Source organism: Polaromonas sp. P1_F6 (assembly GCF_056405695.1).
Genome location: NZ_JBFUBQ010000005.1, coordinates 11,208 through 36,048 on the forward strand (window position 1 = coordinate 11,208; position 24,841 = coordinate 36,048).

At 62.1% G+C, this 24,841-nt stretch carries 11 protein-coding genes and 1 riboswitch; of the genes, 3 read left to right on the forward strand and 8 right to left on the reverse strand.

Features of this window, described 5'->3' with window-relative positions; genetic code table 11:
- Position 1: 1 nt before the first annotated feature.
- From AC1DY9_RS15535 to metH, 6 genes are all read right to left on the reverse strand, one after another.
- Positions 2-4,141 (reverse strand): OmpA family protein, encoded by a 4,140-nt coding sequence (locus AC1DY9_RS15535; RefSeq protein WP_477666986.1) that lies wholly within the window; start codon positions 4,139-4,141, stop codon positions 2-4.
- Positions 4,138-11,841, reverse strand: a complete 7,704-nt coding sequence (locus tag AC1DY9_RS15540) for a DUF7933 domain-containing protein (protein ID WP_477666987.1) — start codon at positions 11,839-11,841, stop codon at positions 4,138-4,140. The genes AC1DY9_RS15535 and AC1DY9_RS15540 overlap by 4 nt, the downstream gene beginning before the upstream one ends.
- Positions 11,842-12,470: 629 nt before the next feature.
- Complete coding sequence (locus AC1DY9_RS15545) at positions 12,471-13,796, reverse strand: HdeD family acid-resistance protein (RefSeq protein ID WP_457281753.1); 1,326 nt, start codon at positions 13,794-13,796, stop codon at positions 12,471-12,473.
- Positions 13,797-13,863: 67 nt separating this feature from the next.
- Positions 13,864-15,075 (reverse strand): M23 family metallopeptidase, encoded by a 1,212-nt coding sequence (locus AC1DY9_RS15550; RefSeq protein ID WP_457281754.1) that lies wholly within the window; start codon positions 15,073-15,075, stop codon positions 13,864-13,866.
- 175 nt (positions 15,076-15,250) lie between these two features.
- Complete coding sequence (locus AC1DY9_RS15555) at positions 15,251-16,051, reverse strand: glycine zipper 2TM domain-containing protein (protein WP_477666988.1); 801 nt, start codon at positions 16,049-16,051, stop codon at positions 15,251-15,253.
- A gap of 213 nt (positions 16,052-16,264) precedes the next feature.
- The gene (gene metH / locus AC1DY9_RS15560; protein ID WP_477666989.1) at positions 16,265-19,084 is read right to left on the reverse strand and encodes a methionine synthase; all 2,820 of its coding nucleotides are present in this window, start codon (positions 19,082-19,084) and stop codon (positions 16,265-16,267) included.
- Positions 19,085-19,099: 15 nt separating this feature from the next.
- Positions 19,100-19,196, reverse strand: a riboswitch (S-adenosyl-L-homocysteine riboswitch).
- Positions 19,197-19,289: 93 nt separating this feature from the next.
- Here metH and AC1DY9_RS15565 point away from each other — a divergent pair.
- Positions 19,290-19,898 (forward strand): Crp/Fnr family transcriptional regulator, encoded by a 609-nt coding sequence (locus tag AC1DY9_RS15565; protein WP_457281758.1) that lies wholly within the window; start codon positions 19,290-19,292, stop codon positions 19,896-19,898.
- 70 nt (positions 19,899-19,968) lie between these two features.
- On the opposite strand, the gene AC1DY9_RS15570 is transcribed toward AC1DY9_RS15565, so the two are convergent.
- Together AC1DY9_RS15570 and AC1DY9_RS15575 are read right to left on the reverse strand one after the other, a co-directional pair.
- A complete protein-coding gene (locus AC1DY9_RS15570) occupies positions 19,969-20,952 on the reverse strand; it encodes a Bug family tripartite tricarboxylate transporter substrate binding protein (RefSeq protein WP_457281759.1) in 984 nt (327 codons plus the stop codon).
- Between the two features lie 244 nt (positions 20,953-21,196).
- A complete protein-coding gene (locus tag AC1DY9_RS15575) occupies positions 21,197-22,243 on the reverse strand; it encodes a homocysteine S-methyltransferase family protein (protein WP_477666990.1) in 1,047 nt (348 codons plus the stop codon).
- A gap of 179 nt (positions 22,244-22,422) precedes the next feature.
- Between AC1DY9_RS15575 and AC1DY9_RS15580 the strand changes: the two genes are divergently transcribed.
- Together AC1DY9_RS15580 and recQ are read left to right on the forward strand one after the other, a co-directional pair.
- Positions 22,423-22,815, forward strand: a complete 393-nt coding sequence (locus AC1DY9_RS15580) for a rhodanese-like domain-containing protein (protein ID WP_457281761.1) — start codon at positions 22,423-22,425, stop codon at positions 22,813-22,815.
- 117 nt (positions 22,816-22,932) lie between these two features.
- Positions 22,933-24,825, forward strand: a complete 1,893-nt coding sequence (gene recQ, locus AC1DY9_RS15585) for a DNA helicase RecQ (protein ID WP_477666991.1) — start codon at positions 22,933-22,935, stop codon at positions 24,823-24,825.
- The last annotated feature ends 16 nt before the right edge of the window (positions 24,826-24,841 follow it).

Here is a 24,841-nt window from a genome sequence, read left to right on the forward strand (position 1 = left end):
TTCAATAGGTGGCAAGCACATTCAGGAACCAGCCCCGGCTGCGGTAAGACAGGTCGGTCAGGTCATCGGAATACTTGGTGAAGTTGTATCCCACCCCAACCTTCACCCCCTTGCCAAGGTGGCGATAGACACCGAGGAGCATGCCGGCTTTTGCATCCTGCGCCTCCGTGGCGCGCAGGTTGCGCCATTCAATCAGGGCGTCCCACTCCTTGACCAGGTGAAGATCCGCCCGGAAGATCAGAAGATCAGCACGGCTGGAGAACCACTCCCCGCCGGCAACCGGCATTTTCAGCTCGCCGATGCGGAACGCGTATTTGGCGCCGACGGAAAGCCACGGCTTCACGTCGTAAATCGTGTCGACGGAAAACACCTGGCTGCGCTGCGCGTAGTCGGCCGCCTGGCCCGAAGGGGTCAGCTGGCCCGCGGTCGGCACGTTGTGCAGGTTGGTGTACTTGAACAGGGTGTTCCAGCGGTCGTTGTCAACCGGCCGGTAGGCGCTGCCCAGCACAAACTCATGGTAGTTACCGTCGACAAAGGCCCCCTGGCTGTTGCTTGAACGCGAGATATTGAGCTTGCCCAGCACGCGCCAGGCAGGGTCCACCTGCATGCCCACCGTGTTGCGCATCAGCCAGGTGGTACGTTCGCCGGACACATTGCTCCGGTCGTTGCGCCACTCAAGATTACCGCCGTATTTCAGGCTGTCCTTTTTGTAGCCGACAGAGCCACCGAGCGCACGGCGCCTGAGGTCACCGGCCAAGGGATCGGACACGGTTCCGAACTCGACCTTGGCGCCCCAGTTCCAGCGGTCATTGGGCGACCAGTCCATGCCAAAGGCTTGCGTCAAGCTTTGCGGGCCGGCCCCATTGACTGCACGGCCCTCGCCGAACACCCGCAATTGATCGGACACGCGGGTGCTTGCACCAGAGACCAGCGTCCCTTGGCGGCCGCGCCACGCGACATCCGGGCTTTCTGTTTCCATCGTGTACGCCAGATAGGCATTGCTCCGGTCGGAGATGCGGTAGTCGGCGCCCAGCTTGCCGCCGGCGCCCATGCTGCCGCCGGATGCTTCGCCGCTGAGCTTCACGCGTTCGCTGACTTGCAGTGCGCCACCCAGGCCGACGCGGTTGTTGGGGTCGCGCGTATCGTCACGCTCCAGCGTCCCCTGAACGTAACCGTAAGCTTCCCAGTTTTCTTTTTCGCCGGGTTTTCCACCCGCACGATCAGGCCGGTAATCCGCCCTCACCTGCGCATCCGTGCGCGATCCGGTCTGGGAAAGCAACGGACTGGCATTCGGCGTGACATTGGAACGATCGTCCGCACGGACCCCGACAGCGACTTCCCATTCGCTGTTCAGCGTCTGCCGCACCGCAAGCTCGGCGTTCTGGTTATTCTGCAGATCGCCGTCGCGCTTGTCTGCCTTGACCAGCACGCGCGTGCCCGGAGCAAGCTCCACATCGGCAGCGGCACCGGCCTGCCGGACCGCCTCGCCGCCTATGCCAATCTGCCCTGGGGCCGAATAACCGCGGTCACGGTTCTGGACATAAGAGGTGATCTTCCCCTTCATGCTGTCGGTGACTTCGGCGAGATCCACCGAGCCTTCCAGACGTTCTGCGCCGGCCGACTGGATGCCGCCGTTGTTCAGCGTGTTAAATCCAAAGCCGCCATCAAGAGAGGTTTGGGCCCCATTGCCCGGCCCCTTTGAGCGTGCCGCCTCAAACTTCAGCCAGGTGCCAGGCTTGTAGCGCAGCGTCCCGTCGATTCCCTTGAGCGTCTGGCTGGATCCTGTTTCGCCCTGGTGGTAGCTGCTGGCGCCCAGCTGCACATGGTCGTTCAGCCATTGGCTCGCGCGAATGCCGGTCGACAGGTTGTTGATGGCCGTGACGCCGGGCGCAAACTCGTATGTCGTCACGAGGTAGACCGGCTGGCCGCCTACCGCAGACGCCATGATCAGGCCGGCGCCGGCGCCAGTCGCGGACAAGGGCGACTGCAACAGAATACGGCCTTGAAGGTAGTTGATCTCGTAATCCTGCGTAGGTGCGAGCTCGCGGCGCTCGATCACCATGCCGGAGTCCTTGTCGCGGACCTCGATCCAGACGCGCTCCGAGCCCTGTGTGATGTCGAGGTGGCGCAGGTAGTACAGCGAGCCTCCCGTGCCGCGAAACTCCTCGCGCGAAGCCAGCGTTCCCGGATCGGCGGCAAAAGCATCAATCTGGGTCTGTTTTTCGCCATAGGTCGTGGCATCTTCAGAGCGGTAGCGTACCTGTGCGCCATACAGGCCGCGTGAGTATTGCATCAGCTCCGTTCCGCTCCACGAGGTCTGGAAGTTACCCCACATGACGTGCGAGTCGCCTTTTTGCAGTTTGACAAAAAACTTGCCCTGCGTCGGCGCATCATCCACCGTTGTGCTGTCATCGCCGTAGACGGGGTAATAGAGGTTGGGGTCAATACTGCGCAGAAGGTATTTGGGATCCTTGCTGGAGAAGTTGGAAAACAGGTCCTCGATAGGACCTTCCCGGGTATCGGCCGAAGCCGTCAGCAGCCATTCGCCCTTGATTTTCCCCTTGAGGTAAAAAGCGGCGCGGCCATCGACATACACCTTGTCTTCGTAGTGACTCATGTCACCTGTCACCAGTTTCGCAGGCCCGGAGACGTTGTTTTTCCCGACCGTCAAATCCCCTAGTGCCAGGTAAAACCAGTCATCCGCGGCGATGTTGAGGTTGCGGCGAAAGGTGCTTGCGCGCCCGTCCGACTCTTTCAGCGTCACCTCTACAGACTGCGGACCTGCCGGCATGATTTGTTTCATGGCGAACTTGCCCTGCGCATCGATCGGCAGCTCCAGCCCCAGCGCTTCGATACGTTGGCCCGGCTTGAGATTGGTACCGTTGACCGTGACCGTGCCCCCGGTGACCGGAATATTGCGCAAAGCCAGGCTGTTTTCGCCATACCCCGTCAGCCGCTCGCGCTCGAGCTTCTCCGCATCTTCATTGACCGGCATGGCGCGCGCCAGAAGGTTCAGGGATTTCAGACTGGTCTCGTCGAAACGCCCCTGGGCGTCATAAACACGCAGGAGGTAGAACACCTGGTCGCCGGCTGTGTTGGCCGGAACGGTCCAGTTGAGCGCGCCTGACCATGTGATGGGCACGACCTCAAAAGGATGCTCCTGTGTCTTCTGCCCTGCACGGAAAAGCCGCAGTTCGGCCTTTTTGATCCAGGGAATGTAGTTTGACCAGGCCCGAAACTCCGCCACCTCGCCCTTGACCGCTGCATTGGGTGTGGCCCAGGCATTCATCACCGGCGCAATGGCCAGGCTGTCATAACGCACCTGGATGTCAGCCTTCTCGAGCGCGACGTCGGCGCACCGCTGGCCATCTGCCTCATTGGGAATCTCGGAGGTATTGATCGGCTCGCCATCAATCGTGATGCGAAACGGCACAGTGGACTGCCCCACGGCCTGTGGCGTGCAGGGCTTGGCGGCCGCCAGCGGAACAGGAACGCCCGCCGGCGCTGCGGCATCGAACCACACGCGCAGCTCGACGCGGCGATTGCGGGCCATCCCTTCAGACGTTGCGTTCGATGCCAACGGTTTGTTCTCGCCTGCACCTTCGATCGAATAAGTGATGGCGGGATTGTTCAGCTGCTGCTTGAGATAGGCTGCAACCGCCAAAGCACGGGCCTCAGAGAGCCCCTGGTTATCCCTGAAGATCCGCCTGGTTTCAGGCGCCAGACGCTGGTTGTCCGTGTGCCCGACAACAGCAATGCGCATGCCTGGAGACGATGCCCCCCTGGCGCGTATCTCGGCGGCCAGCGCTTCGATGGACGCTTTGGCGGCGGGCAGCAACTCGGCCTTGCCCGATACAAAAAGGCTCAGGCCGCTGGCTTCTTCCAGCGCCTTGTTGACGGAGGCGACGCTCTGCGGCACCTGTGCGGCGCGGCTGCGCATGCCTGCCGCCTCTTCCCGCGTAACGCCCGAAGGCAACGGGTAGCTGATGGCTGGCTGCACCTCCGAAGGCGGAGGCGTCGAGAACAGGTCGATGCGGCCATTGTCAATTCGCTTGCCGCTGACTTCGGTAGCGGCCCATACAGAAGACCCTGCACAAAGGACGCTGACGGCTACTGCAATGGTGTGTGTACGGAAATTCATTTCGCCGACTCCAGCTCGGTCTCAATCATCAAGGGATGGAGGGGTTCACTGTCTGTTTCCGCGCGCTCCTTCTTTCGCCTTTCCTTCCACAAGGTCTGTATCCGGTCACTGATCGCCGACACGCGTTTTTCCGCAAGCCCTGCCGCCTCGGCGCCTCGGTGATAGGCAATGCGCAGGATGGATGGACGTGTCGCCAGTTGCGAAGGCAGCTTTTCCAGCACCGCGAGATACGCAGGCTGCAACTCCGTGCCGTCGTTCAGGAATGCAGCGCCGGAGAGTTCGAGCCGGACCACACGATGGACCGTCGCGCCGAAATTGAGCTTCACCATCTTGCCGCGTGTCACCCGGACATCACGCGGGTTTTCGGTTGTCAACCGATAGCCCGAAGGCAGGGTTCTTTCGTCCACCTTCATCACGAAGTTGGAACCGCGATCAGCGTTCGGGATTGCCGCGCAAGCCACGTGGAAGCGTCCATCATGGTCGCTGGTAACCAGCAACCCGCGCGCAGTTGCAATGCGGACATTCGCGATGCCCGGCTCCCCCTCGTCCTGGTAACCATTGGCGTTCTTGTCGTCAAAGACCTTGCCGATGATGTCGGAGCAATCGAAGGTGGGATCGGGGACCACACGCACCGTCGCTGTGGCCGTGTTGGACACCTGGGCGTTGACCAGCGCATTGCGGGCTGCGACCTGATTAACGTAAGTACCTTCCGACACACCGCTGCCGACCACCAGCAGCATGCGCAGTGTTTTGCGCTCACCTGCGGTAAACGTCTGGCCGGCCCAGGTGAGGTTGCGTCCGCTCACCGTGGGCTCAAGTGCCACGCCATTGAGCGATGCCGAGCCGGTGCGATACCTGAAGCCCGCCGGAATCACATCCACGATGTTGATGTTGCCGAGCACCGCATTCAGCGTGTTGGTCGCCGTGATGTTGTACGGCACCAGGTCGCCACGGACCACGTTGACCAGCGGTGTGCTCTTTGTCATCACAATCGCGCCACCCAACACCGGGTCCAGCGGGATATGGTTGTTCAACACGTTGGCAGAGCCTGGAACTGCGGCGAAGGTGAACGTGTAGAAGTACTGGGTCGTGGCCGCACCGCCCGCAAGGGCCAGGGTGTTGTTGGGGCAAGCTGCGGGGTTGTGCAGCGGCACGCCCGCTGTGGGTGCGAAGTTGCTGTTCTGCACCAATGCCGGGTCTGGGCTCGGAGGCGCCAGGCCCACGCCCAGGGTCGCGGTACAGGCCGGAATAATCGCCGACGGACCGGGCAGGTAGCCCGGTGGCGACGTCACCGTCAGCGTGTACAAGGTCGCGCCTGCCGGAGCGCCGCCCAGCAACAGGAACTGGTAAGAACCATCAGCACCGGTGGTCTGCGTCAGGCTGCCGCCAATCACGTCGGCTGCGGTGAGGCCTGGGGCCGAGAGTGTGACGATGGCGTTGGGTACAGGCTGACGGCTGACCGCGTCATAAATCACCCCGCTCGGATCCAGCGGCAGGCTCTGGGCCAAGGTCGTGGTGCCAGCGGTTAGCGTAAGGCCTCTTAACGTTCCGTCGGTATTGTTCGCACCGGCCGGGTTGGAGGTCGAATTCACCTGTCCATTCGTATAGGGCAATCCGGTCTCATTGGGCACTGGGCGTCCATAGATGCGCCCGCTTGTGGGCTCCCGAAAGCGGATCTGGTAACCCGAGCCCGGCGCCACGCTGGGAAAGCTGTAAGCGCCGTTTGCGTCGGAGGTGGTGGTACCCACCACCACGCCGCCGAGTGTCAGCTCGACGATCCAGCCCGGGACCAATGGTTCACCTGGGTCCTTGATGCGGTCATGGTTGAGGTCGCGCCACACGCTGCCCTGTACCGCCGCCACATCGGAGATCGCCGTGGGGTCGGTTGCCGTGTTGTTGCCGGAAAAGCCGCTGGGCTCATTGCCGCCGGAAACCACAGCCGTGTTCACCAGGACCTGTCCGGACAAACCGGCAGCCACCGCAACACGCACCGTGATAACGGGCGCCGTCGCCCCGGATGCGATCACGCTGTTGGTGTTGCAGGTGACGGTTGTGGCGGTGTTGGAGCAAGACCACGTTGCGCCGCCATTGACGGCAGCTACAGTCATACCCACGGGCAAGGTGTCGACCACCGTCACGGTGGCGGACGTCGCCGCTGCACCGACGTTGGAGACGGTGATGGTGTAGAAGCCCGTGCTGGATCCCTGGGCGAAGCTGACCGGCGCGTGCGTTTTGGCGATCGCAAGATCAGGCGCATTGCCCGGGATTTCAGCGAAATTGTTGTCAGCCGACACGGCGTTAGCGGTGGCGAGCGGAATGTTCGAGATCGAGGACACCGGATTGGCTGGCAAGGTCGCCGTTCCACCCGTGCTACCGGCAATGGTCTGGCCATTGGTCGTGCCCGTCGCCTGGGGCAACGGCTGTGTCACGGTATAGGTACCCTGGGCCAACCCGGTGAAGCTATAGGTTCCGTCGGCCAGCGTGACTGTTGACCTGGAGACAGCGAGCCCATTGATGTCGGTGCCCGTCAGATTGATCGTCTGTCCGCCGATGCCGTGATCGCTTCCATTCATCAGGCCGCTGTTGTCATAGTCCAGGAAGACCTTGCCGGAAATCGTGCCGCCATTGGACACCTCGGCGAAGTTGTTGCCGCTCGAAACCGTATTGGGCGGCAGCACGATGCTGCTGATCCGGCTCGGTGTGACGGCCGGTGTGGTCGCCGTTCCGGGTGTTCCGCCATTCGGAACAGCACCCGCGGTGGTAATGCCGTTGGAGGTGCCGGCGGGTTGTGCGGGCTCCACCACGCTGTAAGTTCCAGGCAAAAGATTGCCGAACGAATAGTTGCCCGTCGCGTCGGTGACCGTGGTCGCGATCAGTGCATTGCCTGCGTCCCTGAGCTCGATGGTGACGCCTGCGAGCGGATCGTCTGCGCCGTCCTGTGCGCCGTTGTTGTTCAGGTCCTTGAACACTTTGCCTGAAATGGTCGAAGGAACGACTTCGGCAAAGTTGTTGTTGGCGGAGCCCGAAATTTCGGCGGCTGCGCCGTCACCATTGAGAACCACGTTGGTGATCTGGCTGGTGGTAGCCGTGGGGTTGGATGCCGCACCGGCTGAACCCGTGCTGCCATTGATGCCACTGATGGGGCCGGCGGTCGTGATGCCGTTGGTGGTTGCCGCGGGCTGCGCTGGCTGGCAAACGGAGTAGCTGCCGGCTGCCAGTGAGGAGAACAGGTAGTTGCCGAGCGCATCGGTGGTTCCTGTCGTCAGCAGTGCGCCACTGCAGTTTGCGCCGCTGCGCAGTTCAATGCCGACCCCGGCGATCCCCGTGTCGGTGCCGTTCTGAAAGGTGCCGTTGGGCGTGACGTTGTTGTCTCTGAAAACCTTGCCGGAGATGTAGCCAAGGGTGCTGATCGTCAACGTCGCATTGGCAGGCGCCTGGTTGTTGCCCAGATTCGTTTGCAGGGCACCGGCGGGAATGTTGTTGGTGTGTACGCCAGCCGTCAGCCCCGTCACATTGACATCAATCGTACAGCCACCTGCGGGGACCGTGCCGCCGCTATTGAGCCTCACGCTGGTGGCGTTGGCGGCAGCCACGACAGTTCCACCGCAGGAGGTCGTCATGCCCGGAGCTGCCGTCAAACGGATCTGGCCGGGTGCCGTCGGCAGGACGTCGTCAAAATCCGCGCTCAAGGTCATTGCTGCGGCGTTCGTGTTGCCGATGACGATGCTCAGGCGCGATACGCCGCTCGGTGGGATCACCGCAGGGGTGAACTGCTTGCCGACGGTCGGCGGGGTGGAGGTAATGAGCTGTGCGCTGGTGGGCTCCTGGTTGGTGACGCCCTCGGTGGTAGTAATGCTCCCGGTCGGGATGGTGTTGGTGTACACGCCCGAAATGTTGCTCAGAACATTCACCGTGACGGTACAGAACCCATTGGCTGCGAGTGTGGCCCCGGTCAGGCGAACGCTGGTGGCGGACGCTGCGGCAACAACAGTGCCGCCTGCACAGGTCGTGGCCGCAGCTGGCGTAGGCGCGACGACAAGTCCGGCGGGCAATGCGTCCGTCAAGGTCATGCCGTTGAGCTGTGTGTTGTTGGGATTGTCGAAACGAATCGTCATCACCGACACCGCGCCAGGCGCCTTGGTGTCGGACCCGGTTGTGAACCCGACAGGATTGCCTGCATCCAGTGTGCGGGCGCTGAAGGCCTTGTGCACCACTACCGGTGACTTCGCGCGCAGCGTATCGCTCGTAGGCTGGGTGTTCGCCAGGGCATTGCCGCCCGCGCTTGCCGTCAGTGCGTTGGCTGGAATGGTGTTGACATAGTCGCCTTGCGCCGCCACAAAGACGTCGATTTCCACCTGGCAGGTTGCTGGCACATTTCCGGCCGCGGCGACGATGATGCCGCCCGAAAGTTGCACCGTGTTGGCCGTCGAAGAGACCGTCGCACCCTGACATGTCGTCGTCGGATTCGCGCCACTGGGAACAGTCACGCCGGCCGGCAAGGTGTCGGTGACCGCCAGGTCGCTGACGGGCTGTGAAAGCGGGTTATAGAAAGTGATGCGCAAGCGGGACCGGGTACCCGGCGCCACCACGTTGGGCGTGAACTGCTTGACGATGCCAATGTTCGTGCTGATCGCCAGGCTGGTCGTTCCCGGGTTGGCATTGGTCAGGTTCTGGTCGGTGATGATGGCACCGGGCGGAATGGTGTTCGTGTTGCCACCGGTTACGGCAGACGTCACGTTGACCGATATCTGGCAGGTCGCGTTTACCGCCAGGTTTGCCCCTGACAGACGGACCGATCGCGCGCCCGCCGCAGCGGTCACAACCCCGCCCGGGCACGTCGTTGCGGTTGCCGGGGTAGGTGTCACCACCCACCCATTGTTGGTGCCGCCTGCAACACCGCCGACCGTGAAGTAGTCGGTGATGTCCAGGTTGGTAACCGCCTGGGACCCGTTGGATAGGTTGATCGTCAGCCGGCTCACCTGGCCGGGGAAGGCCAGGGAACTGATGGAAGTCGTTTTGCTGACGGCCAGGCCGGTGGGGGCATTGAAAAGCAGCGTGCCGACAACGGCGGTGACATTACGCACGCCGCCGTCCGCGAGGATGCCGTTGGGAGGGATGCTGTTGACCCAGTTCGCGGCACCTGTTGCCACCACATCAAACAGGAAGGCGCAATTTCCGCCGCCCGCCACATTGGCACCGGTCAGGGTTGCGCTGCCTGCCCCTGCAACAGCCGTGATGGATGTGCTTCCCGCGCAGGTCGTCTGCGCATTGGGCGGGGTGGCCAGCACCATGCCCGCCGGGAGGGGGTCGGTCACACTGACGTTTGTCAGTGCAAGCGCGCTCGAATTCAGGAGCTGAACCGTGACCGTTGATTTGCCGCCCGAGGACACGCTGGGTGGATTGAAGCTCTTGTTCGCGGTCAGCGCGGAGGTGTAGGTCAGCTGGGGGGTGTTGGTTGATACCGTACCCAGTGTGTGTGTCGTGCCGTTCCCGTAGGTTTCGGTGCCGTCGACCGTCGCGGTGTTGTTATAAACGCCGGCCGGCCCTACGACATCCACCTGCAAGTTACAGCTGCCGTCCGCACCCGTGCCGTTGTTGGCGCGAGCCGGAACGGTGCCGCCAGTGATGCCGATCGAAGTGGAACCGGCAACCGCCGTGATGGCGGGGGCGCCGCAGGTGCTTGCCGCGTTGGCCGGATTGGCGATGCGAAGCTGCCCCCCACCGCTGGTTGCCAATTGCAGAGTATCCGAGACCGCAACGTTGGTCAGTGGGTTCGCCGACTTGTTCGTCAGCGTGATGGTCATGCGGACAATGGTTCCCTCGGCAAACGTGCTGGCGCCGGGAGAGGACTGGGCAAACGCCTTCGTTGCAGCGAGCACAGGCGGGTTGGTGCCTACGCTGGTGGAGTTGGAAGCACCCCCGTTGCAAGTGGCGCCGCCGTTGTAGCAAACCCCACCGGCAGCGATGACGTTGTTCGAGGTGGCCACCGCAACAGTGGACGCCATGGCCCACATGGTGATGGTGCAGGCACCCGGTACGCTGACACTGGTGCGGGCCGGGACGGTGTCAATGGTAAAGACCGGCGCATTGCTGCCCAGTGCGCTCGCAGAGTTGACGTTGCCGCAGCCCGCGCTGACAGTCGGCGTGTAATTCAAGCCGTTGATCGTGCCGGTGAGGAATGTCTGGCCGTTGGTGAAGTTGTCCGTCACCGATACGGTATTGATCGCACCAGCGCCGAAGTTTTGCACGGTGATCTGGTACTGGATCGGGTTGCCCGGCGCCACAGGTGTCGTGGGTTGTACCGATTTGAGAACACGGAGGTCGTCGGCAACCAGGATGGTGGCCGATACCGCCTGGCTCTTGATGGCGGGATCGCCCACATCCACGGCGCCTTGGGGGATGCTGTTGGTGTAGGTAACCGGCACGCCGTTCACCTGAACAGCTGCGGTGAAGTTCACTGTCACCGTGCAGCTGCCATTGGCGGGAATGGTCCCGCCGGTCAGCCTGACGCCTTTGTTGCTGTTGATCGCGGCAGCGGCGCCGCCCGCACAGCTGGTCACCGCCGATGTGACGTTTAACCCTTTTGTCGGGTCGACGCCACCAATCCCGTCGATCGGCGTGTCATCAAAGGTGGTGACAGTCAGTGGCGTATTGCCGCTATTGCTCAAGGTGAGGGTAAGAAAGCCCGTGGCACCGCTTGAAAGGGAGGTGCTGGGCGTAAAGCCCTTGGACACACCGAGCGGAGACCGGACCGTCACGCTGGCCTGCGCATTGGCCTGGGCGGGGAGTCCAAGCACATTGGTGAAGTCGGTGCTCCGGTTGATGATGTTGTTCTGGGCACCGGTCGAGAACTGGCCGTTGGTCTGGTTCGCCTCCACATTCACAACGAAGGTGCAACTCCCGTTTGCCGGCAGATCTCCGGTGCCGGTCACACTGGTTGCGCCCGCTGCCGGTGCGGGATTGAAGGCCGGTACCGGACCGCTGGTGCAGGTTGCATTCGCGCCGGGCGTTGCCGCGACCTTCATGATGGCGCTGCCACCGAGCTGGGGAAAGTTATCGGTGATGCTGAACCCGGAAATTGCCACCGGGTTCGGGTTGACCAGCGTGATGGTCAGAGGTGTCGAAGCGCCTCCCAGTACCAGCGTCGAGCTGGTGAATGCCTTCGAAATTTGCGGTTGCTGCAGCGCCCGCACCGTAAAGGTCTGCGACACGTCTCCAACGTTGCTTCCGCCGGTACTGGTGACCGCGCCATTGAAGATTTGATACGCATAGGAGGTTGCGTTGCCGGTCGAGGTGCCGACCGTCACCGGAATATCGATGACACACTGGCCGTCAATCCCGCCGGCGGCGGCAGGTATGGTGCCGCCAGCCAGGGCAAGCGCCTGAGTTCCCGGGTTGGCGGTCAAAGCCCCACCGCAACCATTTATGGCCGCAGACGCAACGCTGAGGCCGTTGGGCAGAAGGCCAGGCAGGCTGTTGCTGAAGTCCACGTTGGTGGCGGGCACCGGATCGCTGTTGGACAAGGTAATCCGCAAGGTTGCCGTCTCGCCGGGATACATCCCCTGTGCCGGAATGATCGCGGTCACCGAAGCCGTCAAGGCTTGGGCCGCAACGGGCATCAATCCAATGGCCAATCCGAGAGCCGCAGCACGAAGCAAGGAGCCGGCAGAGGCTTTCGCCAGAAATTTCGAGGACAACATAGGCAGTTCGACTCTTTGAATGCTTGGGAACCGTGCCGGTAGGCAGTCCGCAGGAGCACCGAGTCAACGCTGGCAGAGGACGTACAGCGTTCACTCGGCATGTCTCATGTCAGACAACATACAGGTAACAAACAGTACGAAGATTAACTATGTTGCGATTTTTCTAATACTAAATTTACTACTTTGTTAGTCTGAAGTGACAGAAGTGGAACTTTTTAACAACCCTATTAGTTGTATATGTTTCCTTATGTAATTTTTCGTTGTGCCGATGCAAACCAAGTGGACATTTTTGGCAGCAGGCGGAAATACCCGAAGAAACCGCTGTTGAGCCAGGCGTGACTGCGGCTTTTGTGAACGGAATCCCTCACAACGGACAGAGGGCGGTATCTACGGCCCATGCAGCTCCCGCAAGCGGGAATGGCCAATAGCACCCGTGCGACACGCGCCGTACATGCACCGGCTGTCGAACGCAGACAGGTTGCCTGCGGCAAGGACTGCGCCTTTGAGGTTCGTCAGCCCTGATGCTTTTTCCTTTTGGATGGGTGTCGCCAGACCCTGGAACGGCCACTAAATCCGGACTTCGGGAGTCCGACCTTCACACAGCGCAGGTCAACCTTCTCGCTGAGCTTTCAAGGGATTTTTTTTGCGCGCTGACGTTGGGGCCGGCGCGTCTTCCACCAGCGCGCAAGGTGCACCCTCAAGTCCTGATGCGGATGGGTGATGCGCCGGATCGCGCCGGCATAATCCAGCGCCAACCCGGGTGTCCACGCGATCGATTCGGCACGCACCCGAACGCTTCCGGCCAGCCACATGTCGGGGTGAAAGGCCAGGCGCAGCAGGGTTCGCCAGAAAGGTTTGTCGGCAAATACACCTTCCATCGCGGCGTCGATAGCCTCGGTCACGACCACCGAGCAGTTGCGGTGCGTCAGGTTATAGGTGTCGTCCTGACGGTACGCTTCCCAGAATGACTGCAGGTGGCCGCGGTTAAACAGGCGAAAGCGGATGCGAAAGGTTGAAGGGCGCGTCGCACCGGCTTCCTGCTCATAAGAAGGAAGCCACATGCCTGGATGGTCATTGCTTTGTGTGGCGCGCACCTGGTCGACAAGATTGCGCTGCGTGATGGTCAGGCGCACGCGTGGATGGTGGCTGATATACAGCTGCGGCCCGCACTCCAGCGCGACATGGCCGGTAGTAACGCTGCCCTTGCGGGAGAGGGCCGCGATGTACCGGTCGACCAGCGGAAGCCGGATGCGTTCTTCGCTTTGATCCACGGCGGTCCAGATGTGAACCACCATCTGTTCGCCGGACATGCTGGCACCTGCGGGCGGGGGGGATAGCGGCGTACTGGCACCCATCTCCCTTTTCCTTTTATAGAGCTCGATGGCCGCAAGCCGTGACCCCGGCGGCAAGCGTTGCAGGCGCCAGGCGCCGCGCATCACGACGTAGCCGCCCGCCATCAGTGCAAGGCCGGTGCAAAAAGACACGTTCATCGCGGAAGGCAGGGGCCAGTCGGTCACCAGCAATATCGCCATGACCAGATAACCCCAACCGATGATGTTGGAGATGCGCCAGTTCGGATACCGGATCAAAAGACTTGACGCAATGCGGACCAGTCCATTGAAGGTAAATGCGGCGGCGAAAAGAACGCCTGCAGCAATCGAATTGTCCCAGGGGAAGTCCAGCAGCAGACAGGCAAACACCACCATGGCCGCGCCGCGCAACATTTCAAAGCGCCGCCGCGCACGCGTGTGTGTGGTGCCTATCACCAGTTCCACCAGGCCTTGCAACAGCAACACGGCGCCGAACACCCAGCCGGCCATGTCGGTCACACCATCGACCAGGTCTATCAGCACCACGACACCCAGCAACACCGCGAGCAGGCCCGCCACCAGAAAGATCTTCCAGCGCTTCACGAGCGCATCGCCGCCAAAAAGGGTTAGTGCAAGTCTGAACATGTTGGTACGGTGGCCGCCGGGGCCGTGCCACGCGTCAAGGGAATGCGTAGCTCGCAGCGCCCAAGCTTCACTTCAAAGAGGGGAAATCAACCACGTAGCCATTCATGGGCAGGGTGGCGCGCTGAATGGCCTGCTGCTGCGGCAATGCCGTCCACACCACTTTGCCCTGATCGGTCACGTCCGTAGCAACCCCCCTGGCCGTAAACGCGTCGATCACGTAGGGCACCCCTTGCGATGACAAGGGGCCGATGCCGTCCGACACATGGAAATGCAGGTGCGGTGCAGTGGTGTTGCCGGAATTTCCCAGCAGCGCCAGCACCTGGCCGCGCTTGACGCGGTCGCCGACACCCACCTTCAGCGAGCCCGGCTGCAGATGTGCATAAAACGCGTAGTAGCCACGTCCCAGGTCCAGGATCACATGGTTGCCCGTCACGTTTTGCATGGTCGTGTCGGGCGGCAAGGCGTTAGGCACCCGCTCAGGCAGCCCGTCGAGCACGGAAACCACTTTGGCATCCGCTACGGCAATCGCTTTTTGCCCATAGGTCGGCCAGTTTTCGTTCTTGTTGCTGTCGCCGTTGCTTTGCTGCGAGTTCGCGTCTATCTTGATCCAGTCGATTGCAAACCGCTGGCTGACGTAGAGAACGCCGTTCACCGGGATGCCGGCACGCCGGTGCGGAACCTCCCTGCAGCAGCCATTGAACGCAACCCAGCCGGAGCCCTCAAGCGGAGGGCCGATCAACGGCGCGGGCCGGGTGCTGACAGACACGGTGCCACCGGTTTGCGACGTCTGGACAAGGCCTTCACTCGCAGGTTTGACGGCGGCCGTGAGCCTGACTTCAGGTGCGGAGGTCACCACGCGATGCGACAGGGCTTTGGGGAGAGCCTGGCCGGCCTCCAGCACTACGTCAATCCAGAACAAACCGGCCTGTGCCGCGCCGATGCTGTCACCGCCCGCGCCGTCCAGCAACGAAAAAGTGCCGGCAACATCCGCCCCGGCGACGGTGGTCAACACCTTGCCGGAAGCGGCATCCAATACCTCCAGCGATACCAGCTTGACCGGCGCGGCCCGCGCATTGGTGACCTGCAGCTCGTAGTCGATGTGCACACGCCCATCAGCGCCRCGAAAAGGCACGGGGCGTGAGGCGGCGCTCAGCAGTACGGGTGTGTTCTGGTCGTGCGCACCGGCAAATTCCAGGTTGTTCAGTCCGGGTTTGGGTCCTGCCGCAAAGGCGTGCAGACTTCCGGCAAGTACCAGCACGGCCACAAAAAAACGACGCATGCGATCCTCCTTGTGATGGCGGGGCCATCATAGCGCCAAGCATCGCACCGTCGAAGCATAAAAGGGAGCGTGCCGCGCGAAGGAATCCCGCGCGGCATCAGAAGGGAGACTCAACGGGGCAAGCGCCCACACAAGCAGGCGCACTAAAGCTTGCGCCTTCCGGTCTCTGACTAGATCAGCGGTTGCTGTAGCCGGGAGACTGCTGCTGCGTGACCACGGGGGCCGGCGGTGGTTTGGGGCCGTAACTGGCGCCGTCCTGGGTCCGCAAGGTCGCCCCTTCCACCGTCACGCGGCTGCCAACACTGGGAGCTTGGGCAACTTCTACCAGGCGGTGAGAACCGTCTTCCATGCGCACGCCGACCTGGTAAACCGTTTCCTTGCGAACATGCCCTTCGATGGCGTTGCCGGCGAAACCGCCACCCACCGCACCCAGGATGGTGGCTGCCGTACGCCCACCGCCATGGCCGACCTGGTTACCGAGCACGGCGCCCAGCACGCCACCCGCCACAGCACCTACGCCAGGGCCGGCCGGCTTGGTGGAGCGCTCAACCGGCGTCACCGATTCCACCGCGCCGCACACATGGCACACAGGCGCCGGCGCTACGGCGACCGGTGCAGGGTAAGGGGCCGGCGCGGGCGAAATGCCCGCATAACTCGGGACGGGTGCCGGTTTTGGTGTCGGCTTGACCACTTTCTTGGTCGGCACGGGCGCGGGCTTGGCGGGTGCGGCAACCGGCTTTTCAGCCATGTCGTCCGCCGCATTGCTGGCCGCGGCCATGGGCGGCGCCACTAGCGGCGCGGCTTGCGGTGCTGCGAGTGCCACCGGCGTCGCCGTGACCGGGTTGCGCATCTGGTAAATCATGGTGCCGCCCATGGCCAGAACGGCCACTCCCAGTATGCCGACGGCGGCCCACAAGGGCTTGCTGGCCGACGGGGCCTGCTGGCCCGGCTGAAGAGTTTCGGTGGATGTGTTCATGGCAATTCCCTCTGGTGAAATCAATCGGTCCCGTGGCGGGAGTTCATCTATGGTTGTTCAACGTTTCCCATGCCGCGAAGGTAAACACGCTTTGGCAGGCGGCTGTGTATTTATGTAAACGCAGGTTATTTTCCGGCAAAGTCGCCGTAAACGCGAATTGCAACGGCAGCCCTGAAAACTGTTCACGGTTTGCACCGCACCGTGAACGGCTTTTCAGAGATTGGGTGCCAGCAGGCGCTGCAACTCGCCGGCCTTCAGGCCGCGCCGCTTGGCCAGGTCCTGCAGCTGGTCGTCGCCGATCTTGCCGACGTTGAAGTAGGCGCTTTGCGGGTGGCTCAGATAAAAGCCGCTCACACTGGCCGCCGGTGTCATGGCCAGGCTTTCGGTCAGCGCCATGCCGACCTCTTCGGCCTTGAGCAACTCGAACATTTCTTTCTTGACGCTGTGGTCCGGGCAGGCCGGATAACCTGGCGCCGGGCGTATGCCCTGGTATTTTTCGGCGATCAAGGCTTCGCTGTCCAGTGACTCGGCCGGCACATAGCCCCATAAATCCTTGCGTACGCGCTGGTGCAGGCTTTCGGCAAACGCTTCGGCCAGGCGGTCAGCCAGCGCCTTGAGCATGATGGACGAATAATCGTCATGGTCATCCAGGAAGTACTTTTCCTTTTTCTCGGCGCCAATGCCTGCCGTGACGGCAAAAAGACCGATGTAGTCCGGGATTTTTGAGGCGTTTTGGCCCGCAGCGCCCGCATATTCAGCGCGAGCAGCTATCAATTCAGGAGCAAGCACCTTGGGTGCGACAAAATCAGCCAGGCAACGGCTGGGGCGCATCACGCCGTCAATTGCGGTTTTTTCGGTTTGCTGGCGCAGGCCGTACCAGGTCATGGCCACTTCGCTGCGCGACTCGTCGGTGTAGATCTCGATGTCGTCGCCCACGCTGTTGGCGGGGTACAGCGCCATCACGCCGTTGGCGGTGAGCCAGCGGCCTTCGATCAGGCGCTTGAGCATGCGCTGCGCGTCGGCGTACACGCGCACAGCCTCGGTGCCCACCACCTCGTCTTTCAAAATGGCCGGGAAGGCTCCGGCCAGGTCCCAGGTCTGGAAGAAAGGACCCCAGTCGATGTACTGGGCCAGCTCCGACAGGTCGAAGTTCTTGAACACGCGGCGGCCAATGAACTTGGGCACGGGCGGTGTGTAGTGGGCCCAGTTCATTGACGTGGGATTGGCGCGGGCCTTGGCCAGCGGCCACATCGGTACCTGCTTTTTGTTGGCATGCTGGGTGCGCACCTTGTCGTAGTCGGTATACAGCTCTTCGATGTATCTGGCGGCCTGGTCGGACAGCAGGCTTTGCGCCACGCTCACGCTTCGTGACGCATCGGGCACATACACCACCGGGCCTTCGTAGTGCGGGGAGATCTTGACGGCCGTGTGCACGCGGCTGGTGGTGGCGCCGCCTATCAGCAGCGGAATCTTCTTGATGCGGAAATGATCGTCCTTTTGCATCTCGGCGGCCACATACTGCATTTCTTCCAGGCTGGGGGTGATGAGACCCGACAGCCCGACGATGTCGGCGCCTTCAACCTTGGCGCGCGCCAATATTTCATGGCAGGGCACCATCACGCCCATGTTGACGACTTCAAAGTTGTTGCACTGCAAGACCACCGTCACGATGTTCTTGCCAATGTCGTGCACATCACCCTTGACCGTGGCGATGATGATCTTGCCTTTGGTCTTGACGTCACCGCCGGCGGCTTCGAGCAGCAGCTTTTCGGCTTCGATGTAGGGCAGCAGGTGCGCCACGGCCTGCTTCATCACACGGGCGCTTTTGACGACCTGGGGCAAAAACATCTTGCCCTGGCCGAACAGGTCACCGACGATGTTCATGCCGTCCATCAGCGGGCCTTCGATGACGTGCAGCGGCCGGCCGCCCTCCGCAAGGATCTCCTGGTAGACCTCTTCGGTGTCAGTCACGATGTGCTCGTTCATGCCGTGGACCAGCGCATGCGACAGGCGCTGGCGCACCGGCAGGGCACGCCATTCATTCTTCTTGCTGTCGTCCTTGGCGCCGCTCCTGGCAGTCTCGGCCACTTCAATCAGGCGTTCGCTGGGCGTGAGCTCAGGCTCGCCCGGCTTGTAGACCGGTGTGCGGTTGAGCACCACGTCTTCGACGCGCTCGCGCAGCACAGGGTCCAGGTCGTCGTACACGCCGACCATGCCGGCGTTGACGATGCCCATGTCCATGCCCGCCTGGATCGCGTGGTACAGGAACACGGTGTGGATGGCTTCACGCACCGGGTCGTTGCCGCGAAAGCTGAAGGACACGTTGGACACGCCGCCAGAGACCTTGGCGCCCGGCAGGTTCTGCTTGATCCAGCGCGTGGCGTTGATGAAATCGACCGCGTAGTTGTTGTGCTCTTCGATGCCGGTGGCGATCGCGAAAATGTTCGGGTCGAAGATGATGTCTTCGGGCGGAAAGTCCAGCTCGTCGACCAGCACGCGGTAGGCGCGCTCGCAGATTTCGACTTTGCGCTCATAGGTGTCGGCCTGGCCTTTTTCATCAAAAGCCATCACCACCGCTGCCGCGCCGTAGCGCTTGAGCAGCTTGGCCTGCTGCTTGAAGGGCTCCAGACCCTCTTTCATCGAGATCGAGTTGACGATTCCCTTGCCCTGGATGCAGCGCAGGCCGGCTTCGATGACGCTCCACTTGGAGCTGTCGATCATGATGGGCACACGCGCGATGTCGGGCTCACTGGCGATCAGGTTCAGGAAGCGCACCATGGCGGCCTGGCTGTCCAGCATGGCCTCGTCCATGTTGATATCGATGATCTGGGCGCCGTTTTCGACCTGCTGGCGGGCCACGGCCAGCGCCTGCTCGTATTCACCGTTGAGGATCATGCGGGCGAAGGCCTTGGAGCCGGTGACGTTGGTGCGTTCGCCAATATTGACAAACAGCGTGCCCGCACCGATGGCGACCGGCTCCAGGCCGGACAGCTTCATGGGGGGAACATTGGGTAAAGATTCAGTTTCAGACACGGACTCACCTTGAGGCAAAGGTGAGCGTCGTTGCCGCAGGGGCCGCCGGAAGCCGCCGCCTGTAACCCAAGCCTGACGAACGCTTGTGTTCGCTGCAACGCTCCTTGGGTTACCATCATTTTAAGGGCTGAACGCCGCCCGCGCCATATCCTTGCACCAATGGCAAGAGATACCAACAAAAGTCCAGGGGATAGCCGGAGCCACCATGTTTGAAAACCTGTTCGGCAGAAAACAGCGGGGAACGCCCGATGCGCCCGAGTCCATGCGTCCCAAAGACCGCATGCGGGCCATTGAGGGCTCCAGCACGGCCGAGCTTGCCGCCAGGCTGCTGATTGCACCAACCGCCCTGATGCAGCTCACGCCCGAAGAGGCTTTCACTGTCGTCAGCTACATGACGCCGCGCAGGATTTCCGAGGGAACGACCTTCATCCGCGAAGGCGACAAGAGCGATACCGGTTATATGGTGCTGCTGCTCGAAGGCGAAGTCACTGTCGAAAGCATTGTGGTCAGCCGCCGCACGCCGGTCACCATCACGGTGCTGGGCCCCGGCAGCCTGATCGGCGAAATGGGCCTGGTCGACGGCCAGGCGCGGCTGGCGTCATGCACTGCCAGCAGCGACGTGAGCTGCGCCGTGCTGTCGCGCGCAGCGCTTGAAAAAATGGGGGAAGAGCAACCGGTGACTGCGGCCAAACTGATGTTTGCCGTTTCACTGCGCATCGCCGAACGGCTGCGCGACACCAGCGAAAAACTCAAGATGTACAGCCAGCTGGTACAAGCCATGCAGCAGGAAATCGACCGGCTGATGCCGGGCTGATTTCCGTCTGGCAGAAAAGCGGGGAAGGCGCCAGGCTAGCCGCCCTTTCCGCCCTTTCCGCCCTTTCGATTTAGTCGAGCTTGATTTTGGCGACCTTGATCAGGCGTCCATAATCGGCGTGCTCTTTCATCACCATGTAGGCAAAGTCGGCAGAGCTCATGGGGCTGGGGGTCGCGCTCATGCGTGCAAACTTTTCCGCGGTATCGGGCGTGTTGAGCGCGTCGGCGAATGCCCGCTGAAGCTGGTCTGCCGTGGCTTTGGGAAGGTTGGCCGGGCCAAAGATGCCGAACCAGGTGCTGATGTGAAAGCCGGGCAACACGTCATTGATGGTCGGAATTTCCGTGAAGCTGCTGGAGCGGTTGATGGTGGTCACGCCAAAAGCGACCAGCTTGCCCGACTTGATGTTGGCGCTGGCAGAGGCCAGGTTGTCGAACATCAGGTCGGTCTGGCCGGACAGCAGGCCAGCCTGCGCCTGGGCCGAGCCGCTGGAAGGCAGGTGCACCACGCTGATCTTGGCCAGGCTTTTAAACAGCTCGCCCGCGAGGTGGCCGGCGCTTCCATTGCCGCCGGAGGCATAGTTCAGCCGGCCGGGATTCTTGCGTGCGTAGGCAATCAGGTCCTTGGTGTCCTTGATTTTCAGCCGCCTGGCCGTCTCGGCATTCATGACCAGCACGTTCGGCACCCGCGCCACCAACGTGATGGGCGTGAAGTCCTTCAATGCGTCGTAGGGCATGTTCGGGTAGAGCCATGGGTTGATGGCATGGGTGGCCACCGCCCCCATCACCAACGTATGGCCGTCTGCAGGCGCCTTGGCGACGAGGGCCGCACCCACGTTTCCGCCGGACCCCGGCCGGTTGTCAACCGTGACTTCGGTTTTGAGCAGGGGACGCAGCTTCTCGGCCAGGATGCGCGCAGCGTTGTCCAGCGGGCCGCCGGCTGGATAGGGCACGACGATCGTCACCGGTTTTTGGGGCGACAGTTGTGCATGGCCTGCGAAAGCCGTCATCGCCAACGTGAATGCCGCTGCGGCCTTGATGAATAAACCCACCTTCATGATTTCCTTGGTTGTGTTGTGTTGCGTTGTTTTGCCGAACCATCAACGCTGCAGGGCGCAGCGCCGGAGAATGAAAACAGGGTTCGGCAAAGGGGCCTGACTATAGCCGCGAAATATGACTTTTCGGGACATCGCCGGGCACGTCATCTCATATGCATACTTATTAAGTACACGCGCATCAGAGAACCGGCTTTTTCGGCTACCCGACGGCATCACCCGGAAGTGATACGGGGCAGCGCTGCCCTCAGGCGGCCTCTTTGTAGAAGGCGCCGCGCTGCAGGGAGCGGCTGGCGATCGGCGCAACCGCATGGGCGATGGCACCTATGTGATCCGGAGTGGTGCCGCAGCAACCGCCCACGATGTTGACAAGGCCTTCCTCGGCAAACTCGCGCAGCAGGCGGGACGTCACGTCGGGTGTTTCGTCAAAGCCGGTGTCGCTCATGGGGTTGGGCAGGCCGGCATTGGGGTAGCAGCTGATGAAGGTGTCGCCGGCCACGCGGGCCAGCTCCTGGATGTAGGGGCGCATCAGGGTGGCGCCCAGTGCGCAGTTGAGGCCGACTGCCAGTGGTGCGGCATGGCGCACACTGTGCCAGAAGGCCGTCACGGTTTGCCCGCTCAGGATGCGGCCCGAAGCGTCGGTCACGGTGCCGCTGATGATCAGGGGCAGGCGCTCGCCGGAGTTGTCGAAGTATTCGTCAATGGCAAACAGCGCCGCCTTGGCATTGAGCGTGTCGAAGATGGTCTCGACCAGCAGCACGTCGCTGCCGCCCTTGACCAGCGCCTCCGTCTGTTCGTAATACGCCTTGCGCAGCTCCTCGAAACTGGTGTTGCGCGCGCCCGGGTCGTTCACGTCGGGGCTGATGCTGGCCGTCTTGGGCGTGGGGCCGAGGGCGCCGACGACAAAACGCGGCTTGTCGGGTGTTGAAAACTTGTCGCACGCGGCACGGGCGATGCGGGCCGACTCGTAATTCATCTCGACGGCCAGGTCGGCCATGTCGTAGTCGGCCTGCGCCACGGTAGTCGCGCCGAAGGTATTGGTTTCAATCATGTCGGCGCCCGCAGCCAGGTAGCCCTCATGGATGTCCTGGATCACGTCGGGGCGCGTCAGGCTCAACAACTCGTTGTTGCCCTTCACGTCCTTGTGGAAGTCCTTGAAGCGTTCGCCGCGGTACTGGGCCTCGTTGAGCTTGAAGCGCTGGATCATGGTGCCCATCGCACCGTCGAGGATGGCGATACGCTGTTCCAGGATGGCCGGCAGTTGTTGGCCGCGTGTGTAGATGATTGGCTTCATGGCCTCGATTTTAAGGCGCGGCAGCTTTTTCAGCAGACTTCGATGGGTTCTCTTCAACCAGCAGGGGCTGCGGAACCGGCTTTGCCGGGCCGCAGGCGCAGCGCCCCCTTGGGGGGCAGCGCATTACACGAAGTGAAAAGCGTGGGGCGTTAGACGACAATAGGGGTATTGCCCTGAACATGAAAAACTTTCAACCCAAAGAAGCCTGGACCTGGTTGCAGGCGCATCCCGACGCGCTGTTCGTGGACGTGCGCATGGAGATCGAGTCGTTGTACGTCGGCCGCCCCCCAGGCGTGGTCAACGTGCCGTGGTACGAATACCCCGACCTGCAGCCAGACCCGCAAAAGTTCGCCGACGCCGTGGCGCGCGAAGCTGCCGGCAAGGCGCAGCCGGTGCTGCTGATCTGCCGCTCCGGCAAGCGCACGCTGGACGCCGGCAAGGCCCTGGAAGCAGCCGGCTTTTCTGATGTGCAGCATGTGGTGCACGGCTTTGAAGGTGAGCTCGACGAACAGTTCCAGCGCTCCACCCTTTCCGGCTGGCGCTTTGACGGCCTGCCCTGGGAGCAGATGTAGCCGGTTTTCCCCGCTATTTATGTGTCAAACAGGCCTCCAGCCCTTATGGATCTTGCGCAAGCAGCTCCTATTTTCATAGCACTCATTTTCACCACACCGACTTTCCGGCTTAACACCTTGTCTTCACTGCCCATTTCTGCGCCTTTGCCGACACCCCTGGACGTGCTCAGCCGGGTTTTTGGCTACGACAGCTTCCGCGGCCCGCAGGAGGCCATCGTGGACCATGTAGTTCGCGGCGGCGATGCCCTGGTACTGATGCCCACCGGCGGAGGCAAATCACTGTGCTACCAGATCCCGGCCATCGTGCGGCAAAACGCCGGCCACGGGGTCACGGTGGTGATCTCGCCGCTGATTGCGCTGATGCATGACCAGGTGGGCGCCCTGCATGAGGCCGGCGTGTCCGCCGCATTTTTAAACTCGACACAAAGCTTTGAAGAAAGCAGCCAGCTTGAAAAGCAATTGCTGCGCAACGAGCTGACGCTGCTTTATGCCGCACCCGAGCGCATCAACACCCCGCGCATGAAGGGACTGCTCGGCTCGCTGCATGAACGCGGCCTGCTCAGCCTGTTTGCGATTGACGAAGCGCATTGCGTGAGTCAGTGGGGCCACGACTTCCGGCCCGAATACCGGTCCTTGAGCCTGCTGCACGAAACCTTCCCGAACGTGCCGCGTATCGCGCTGACGGCGACCGCGGATGCGCTGACACGGCAGGACATGATCGAGCGGCTCAAGCTGGAAGACGCACGCGCATTCGTCAGCAGCTTTGACCGGCCGAACATCCGCTACACCATCGTCGAAAAAACCGACGCCACACGCCAGCTGCTGCGATTCATTGAAAGCGAACACGCCGGAGAAGCCGGCATTGTGTATTGCCAGTCACGCAAACGCGTGGAGGAAATTGCCGAAGCCCTGCAGGATGCCGGCCTCAAGGCCATGGCCTACCACGCGGGCCTGGACAGTGCCCTGCGCCAGCAGCGGCAAGACCGCTTCCTGCGCGAGGAAGGCACAGTGATGGTCGCAACGATTGCCTTCGGCATGGGCATCGACAAACCTGACGTGCGTTTTGTCGCGCACCTGGACATGCCGAAAAACATCGAAGGCTATTACCAGGAAACAGGCCGTGCCGGCCGCGACGGCCTCCCCGCCAACGCCTGGATGACGTACGGCCTGCAGGACGTGGTGAACCAGCGCCGCATGATAGACACCAGCGAAGCCGCCAGCGAAGAGTTCAAGCAGGTCATGCGCGGCAAGCTGGATGCCTTGTTGACGCTGGCTGAAGACACGCGTTGCCGGCGTGTCAGCCTGCTGCATTACTTCGGCGAAGACAGTCAGCCTTGCGGTAACTGCGACAACTGCCTGCAGCCGCCGGTGGTATGGGACGCGACCGAAGCCGCACGCAAGATGCTCAGTTGCATTTACCGCGTGCAGCAGGCCAGCGGCATCAGCTTTGGTGCAGGCCACCTGATGGACATCCTGCGCGGCAAGGCGACCGAAAAAGTATTGCAGTACGGCCACGACAAGCTCAGCACCTTCGGCATTGGCGCCGACCTGTCCGAAGTGCAGTGGCGTGGCGTGTTACGCCAATTGATCGCCAAGGGCATGGTGCGGGTCGACCCCGATGCGTTCAACACGTTGCAGCTGTTGCCTGATGCACGCCAGGTGCTCAAAGGCGAAGTCAGCGTGATGCTGCGCGAGCAGTCGGCCGGCGCCGGTGAACGGCGCAAAGGCAGTTCCAAAAAAGGCACCAAGACCTCCGCCAAAGGCATGGCCGAAGCCTCGCTCAATGCCGGTGCACTGGAGCGCCTGGCCCGCCTGAAAGCCTGGCGCGCCGAAGTCGCCCGCGAACACAACCTGCCGGCCTTCGTGATCTTTCATGATGCAACCTTGCGTGCCATTGCAGAACGCGCGCCGCAAGGCATTGCCGATCTCGAAGGCATCAGTGGTATCGGCGTCAAAAAACTCGAGGCCTACGGGGCCGAAGTGCTGCGCGTCTGCGCCGGGGCGGATTAGGCCCTCGCTTCCGATG